The organism is Streptomyces sp. (assembly GCF_036566765.1).
Lineage (GTDB): Bacteria > Actinomycetota > Actinomycetes > Streptomycetales > Streptomycetaceae > Streptomyces.
Map to the genome: position 1 here is coordinate 1 of NZ_DATCVQ010000645.1, position 5,581 is coordinate 5,581.

Sequence of the window (5,581 nt, forward strand, 5' to 3'; positions counted from 1 at the left end):
AGAGCAGGTCGCCCTCGGCGGTCAGCGGCATCCCGTCGAGCTCCATCGAGCGGCCCTCGCCGACGGCGACCACGGCCCCATCGGCGCGCAGCGCCTCGGCCGCCTCGGCGCCCGGGCCCTCCAGACCGACGCCGGCGGCCAGGGCTTCAAGCCACTCGGTCTCGGTGCCGGGCGCGGCGGGCAGCAGCGTGCCGCCGGCCTTTGTCAGGCCGCGCGTCGCGAACGCCGCCAGGCCGTACGTCTTCTGGCCCTTCTTGCGCCACGCCTTGCGCAGCCGCAGGAAGACCCCGGGGGCCTCCTCCTCCGCCTCCAGGCCGGCAAGGAGCACGGCGGGAGCGGCTTCGAGCGAGGTGTACGTGACGCCCGTGCCGTCCAGGTCCCGTCCCCGCCCGGCGACCGCGGAGGCCAGGAAGTCGGCCTCCTCGCTGGAGTGGACGCGGGCCCGGAAGTCGACGTCGTTGGTGTCGAGGGCGACCCTGGCGAACTTGGCGTACGCGTACGCGTCCTCGACCGTCAGCCTGCCGCCGGCCAGGACGCCGGTGCGCCCCCGGACCAGGCCGCGGGCCGCCGCCTCCAGGGCCTCCGGCCAGGACGCGGACTCCAGCTCACCGGTCTCGGGGTTGCGCACCAGGGGGCTCGTGAGCCGGTCGCGCTGCTGCGCGTACCGGAACGCGAACCGCCCCTTGTCGCAGATCCACTCCTCGTTGACCTCCGGGTCGTCGGCGGCGAGCTTCCGCATGACCTTGCCGCGTCGGTGGTCGGTGCGGGTGGCGCAGCCGCCGGCGCAGTGCTCGCAGACGCTCGGCGAGGAGACCAGGTCGAACGGCCGGGAGCGGAACCGGTACGCCGCCGAGGTCAGCGCGCCGACCGGGCAGATCTGGATGGTGTTGCCGGAGAAGTACGACTGGAACGGGTCGCCCTCGCCGGTGCCGACCTGCTGGAGCGCGCCGCGCTCGATCAGCTCGATCATCGGGTCGCCGGCGATCTGGTTGGAGAAGCGGGTGCAGCGCGCGCAGAGCACACACCGCTCGCGGTCGAGCAGCACCTGCGTGGAGATCGGCACCGGCTTCTCGTACGTCCGCTTCTTCCCCTCGAAGCGGGACTCGGACTGGCCGTGCGACATCGCCTGGTTCTGCAGCGGGCACTCGCCGCCCTTGTCGCAGACCGGGCAGTCCAGCGGGTGGTTGATGAGCAGCAGCTCCATCACGCCGTGCTGGGCCTTCTCGGCGACCGGCGAGGTCAGCTGCGACTTGACGACCATGCCGTCGGTGCAGGTGATCGTGCAGGACGCCATCGGCTTGCGCTGGCCCTCGACCTCGACGATGCACTGGCGGCAGGCGCCGGCCGGGTCGAGGAGCGGGTGGTCGCAGAAGCGCGGGATCTCGATGCCGAGCTCCTCGGCGGCGCGGATGACCAGGGTCCCCTTGGGGACGGAGATCTCCATGCCGTCGATGGTCAGCGAGACGAGGTCCTCCGGCGGTACCGCCGCGGAGCCGCCGCCGGCCGGGCCGGCCGTGGTGACCGTCATGCCGTCACCTCCTTGTGGTTGTCCGCCCAGGCGGTCGACTTGGCCGGGTCGAAGGGGCAGCCCCGGCCGGTGATGTGCTGCTCGTACTCCTCGCGGAAGTACTTCAGCGAGGAGAAGATCGGAGAGGCGGCGCCGTCGCCGAGCGCGCAGAACGACTTGCCGTTGATGTTGTCGGCGATGTCGTTCAGCTTGTCGAGGTCGGACATCACGCCCTTGCCGGCCTCGATGTCGCGCAGCAACTGGACCAGCCAGTACGTGCCCTCACGGCAGGGCGTGCACTTGCCGCAGGACTCGTGCGCGTAGAACTCGGTCCACCGGGTGACGGCCCGCACCACGCAGGTGGTCTCGTCGAAGCACTGCAGCGCCTTGGTGCCGAGCATCGAGCCGGCCGCGCCGACGCCCTCGTAATCGAGCGGGACGTCGAGGTGCTCGTCGGTGAACATCGGGGTCGAGGAGCCGCCCGGGGTCCAGAACTTGAGCCGGTGGCCGGGCCGCATCCCGCCGCTCATGTCGAGCAGCTGGCGCAGCGTGATGCCGAGCGGGGCCTCGTACTGGCCGGGCGAGGCGACATGGCCGCTGAGCGAGTAGAGCGTGAAGCCGGGCGACTTCTCGCTGCCCATGGACCTGAACCAGTCCTTGCCCTTGTTCAGGATCGCGGGAACCGAGGCGATGGACTCGACGTTGTTCACGACAGTGGGGCAGGCGTACAGACCGGCGACCGCGGGGAAGGGGGGTCGCAGCCGGGGCTGGCCGCGGCGCCCTTCGAGCGAGTCGAGGAGCGCGGTCTCCTCACCGCAGATGTACGCGCCGGCGCCGGCGTGCACGATGAGTTCGAGGTCAAGTCCGCTGCCGAGGATGTTCGTGCCGAGGTAGCCGGCCTCGTACGCCTCGCGGACCGCCTCGTGGAGCCTCCGGAGGACGGGCACGACCTCGCCCCGCAGATAGATGAAGGCGTGGTTCGAGCGGATCGCGTGGCAGGCGATCACGATGCCCTCGATGAGCGAGTGCGGGTTGGCGAAGAGCAGCGGGATGTCCTTGCAGGTGCCCGGCTCGGACTCGTCGGCGTTGACGACGAGGTAGTGCGGCTTGCCGTCGCCCTGCGGGATGAACTGCCACTTCATCCCGGTGGGGAAGCCGGCGCCGCCGCGGCCGCGCAGACCGGATTCCTTGACGTAGGCGATGACGTCGTCGGGCGACATCGCGAGGGCCTTCCGCAGGCCCGCGTACCCCTCGTGCCTCTCGTACGTCTCCAGGGTCCAGGAGTCGGGCTGGTCCCAGAACGCCGAAAGGACGGGCGCGAGAAGCTTCTCGGGGCTGCTGTTGTTGAGCTCGGCTGCCAAGGTCATCACTCCCCCTCCCCACTGGCTGCTTCGCCACGCGGGTGGACGATCTTGTGGTGCGGGGTTTCGCCCTTGGCCAGGCGCAGCCCGACGAGCGAGGCGGGGCCGGCGCCGCCGGTGGCCTCGACGGCGCCCTCGCGCTCGTCGGGGAAGCCGGCCAGGATGCGCGCGGTCTCCTTGAAGGTGCACAGCGGCGCGCCGCGGGTGGGCTCGACGGTCCGGCCGGCCCGCAGGTCGTCCACCATCTTCTTGGCGGACGCGGGAGTCTGGTTGTCGAAGAACTCCCAGTTGACCATCACGACGGGCGCGAAGTCGCAGGCCGCGTTGCACTCGATGTGCTCAAGGGTGATCTTGCCGTCCTCGGTCGTCTCGTCGTTGCCGACGCCGAGGTGCTCCTTGAGCTCCTCGAAGATGGCGTCGCCGCCCATGACCGCGCACAGCGTGTTGGTGCAGACCCCGACCTGGTAGTCGCCCGAGGGCTTGCGCCGGTACATCGTGTAGAAGGTGGCGACGGCGGTGACCTCGGCGGTGGTCAGTTCCAGCATGTCGGCGCAGAACTGCATGCCGGTGCGCGTGACATGGCCCTCCTCCGACTGCACGAGGTGCAGCAGCGGCAGGAGCGCGGAGCGGGACCCCGGGTAGCGGGCGATGATCTCCTTCGCGTCCGCCTCCAGCCGGGCCCGGACCTCGGCCGGGTAGGCGGGGGCGGGGAGCTGGGGCATGCCGAGATTCGTCGACGAAGCGTTCTCGGTCATCGGTCGACGCCTCCCATCACGGGGTCGATGGACGCGACGGCGACGATGACGTCGGCGACCTGGCCGCCTTCGCACATCGCGGCCATGGCCTGGAGGTTGGTGAAGGACGGGTCGCGGAAGTGGACCCGATAGGGGCGGGTGCCGCCGTCGGAGACGACGTGGACGCCCAGCTCCCCCTTGGGGGACTCGACGGCCGCGTACGCCTGGCCGGCCGGGACCCGGAAGCCCTCGGTCACCAGCTTGAAGTGGTGGATCAGGGCCTCCATGGAGGTGCCCATGATCTTCTTGATGTGGTCGAGGGAGTTGCCGAGCCCGTCGGGACCCAGGGCGAGCTGGGCGGGCCAGGCGATCTTCTTGTCGGCGACCATGACCGGGCCGGGCTGCAGCCGGTCCAGGCACTGCTCGACGATCCTGAGCGACTGGCGCATCTCCTCGAGCCGGATGAGGAAGCGGCCGTAGGAGTCGCAGGTGTCGGCGGTCGGGATGTCGAACTCGTAGGTGTCGTAGCCGCAGTACGGCTGTGACTTGCGCAGGTCGTGCGGCAGGCCGGTGGAGCGCAGGATCGGGCCGGTGGCACCGAGGGCCATGCAGCCCGCCAGGTCGAGGTAGCCGACGTCCTGCATACGGGCCTTGAAGATGGGGTTCCCGGTGGCGAGCTTGTCGTACTCCGGGAGGTTCTTCTTCATCTTCTTCACGAACTCGCGGATGTGGTCCACCGCGCCGGGCGGCAGGTCCTGCGCGAGTCCGCCCGGGCGGATGAACGCGTGGTTCATCCGAAGGCCCGTGATGAGCTCGTAGATGTCGAGAATCATTTCACGATCACGGAATCCGTAGATCATGATCGTGGTGGCGCCGAGTTCCATGCCGCCGGTGGCGATGCACACCAGGTGCGAGGAGAGCCGGTTCAGCTCCATCAGGAGCACCCGGATGATCTCGGCCCGCTCGGTGATCTGGTCCTCGATGCCGAGGAGCTTCTCGACGGCGAGACAGTAGGCGGTCTCGTTGAAGAAGGACGTCAGGTAGTCCATGCGCGTCACGAACGTGGTGCCCTGCGTCCACGTGCGGAACTCGAGGTTCTTCTCGATGCCGGTGTGGAGGTAGCCGATGCCGCAGCGGGCCTCGGTGACCGTCTCGCCGTCGATCTCCAGGATCAGGCGGAGCACTCCGTGGGTGGAGGGGTGCTGGGGGCCCATGTTGACGACGATGCGCTCGTCGTCGGCGCGGGCCGCGGACTGGACGACCTCGTCCCAGTCGCCACCGGTGACCGTGTAAACGGTGCCCTCGGTGGTCTCACGCGAAGTTGCGTGCTGCGTGCTCATGAGTACGACCTCCGCTGGTCCGGAGCCGGGATCTGGGCGCCCTTGTACTCGACGGGGATGCCGCCGAGGGGGTAGTCCTTGCGCTGCGGGTGGCCCTGCCAGTCGTCCGGCATCATGATCCGCGTCAGAGCCGGGTGACCGTCGAAGACGATCCCGAAGAAGTCGTAGGTCTCGCGCTCGTGCCAGTCGTTGGTCGGATACACGGAGACCAGGGACGGGATGTGCGGGTCGGCGTCCGGAGCGCTGACCTCCAGGCGGATCAGCCGGTTGTGGGTGATCGAGCGCAGGTGGTAGACGGCGTGCAGCTCGCGGCCCTTGTCGTGGAGGTAGTGGACGCCACTGACTCCGGTGCAGAGCTCGAAGCGCAGGGCCGGGTCGTCGCGCAGGGTGCGGGCGACGCGGAGCAGGTGCTCGCGCTCGATGTGGAAGGTGATCTCGTCGCGGTCGACGACCGTCTTCTCGATCGCGTTGCCGGGGAGCAGTCCCTGCTCCTCCAGGGCGCCTTCCAACTCGTCGGCGACCTCGTCGAACCATCCGCCGTAGGGGCGGGCCGCCGGTCCCGGGAGGCGGACCGAGCGGACCAGGCCGCCGTAGCCGGAGGTGTCGCCGCCGTTGTTGGCGCCGAACATGCCGCGCTGG

Annotated in this window: 5 protein-coding genes; all 5 read right to left on the reverse strand. The window is 69.7% G+C overall.

The annotated features are described in order from the left end of the window. Window positions 1-1,528 (reverse strand): NADH-quinone oxidoreductase subunit G (locus tag VIU94_RS37495; RefSeq protein ID WP_331918844.1); only part of this gene is annotated, 1,528 nt, incomplete at its 3' end. Further along, window positions 1,525-2,874: an NADH-quinone oxidoreductase subunit NuoF gene (gene nuoF, locus VIU94_RS37500; RefSeq protein WP_331918846.1), complete on the reverse strand. Its 1,350-nt coding sequence runs from the start codon at window positions 2,872-2,874 to the stop codon at window positions 1,525-1,527. The genes nuoF and VIU94_RS37495, both read right to left, overlap by 4 nt. Next, window positions 2,874-3,623, reverse strand: a complete 750-nt coding sequence (gene nuoE / locus VIU94_RS37505; RefSeq protein ID WP_331918848.1) for an NADH-quinone oxidoreductase subunit NuoE — start codon at window positions 3,621-3,623, stop codon at window positions 2,874-2,876. The genes nuoF and nuoE overlap by 1 nt, the downstream gene beginning before the upstream one ends. Then, the gene (locus VIU94_RS37510) at window positions 3,620-4,942 is read right to left on the reverse strand and encodes an NADH-quinone oxidoreductase subunit D (RefSeq protein WP_331918850.1); all 1,323 of its coding nucleotides are present in this window, start codon (window positions 4,940-4,942) and stop codon (window positions 3,620-3,622) included. The genes nuoE and VIU94_RS37510 overlap by 4 nt, the downstream gene beginning before the upstream one ends. Then, window positions 4,939-5,581: NADH-quinone oxidoreductase subunit C (locus tag VIU94_RS37515; RefSeq protein ID WP_331918852.1), on the reverse strand; the 643-nt coding region annotated here is incomplete at its 5' end. The genes VIU94_RS37510 and VIU94_RS37515, both read right to left, overlap by 4 nt.

Excerpts from the sequence above, each read along its gene's own strand:
- VIU94_RS37510 (WP_331918850.1), bottom strand. The coding sequence starts at position 4,942 with ATGAGCACGCAGCACGCAACTTCGCGTGAGACCACCGAGGGCACCGTT.
- nuoF (WP_331918846.1), bottom strand. The coding sequence starts at position 2,874 with ATGACCTTGGCAGCCGAGCTCAACAACAGCAGCCCCGAGAAGCTTCTC.
- nuoE (WP_331918848.1), bottom strand. The coding sequence starts at position 3,623 with ATGACCGAGAACGCTTCGTCGACGAATCTCGGCATGCCCCAGCTCCCC.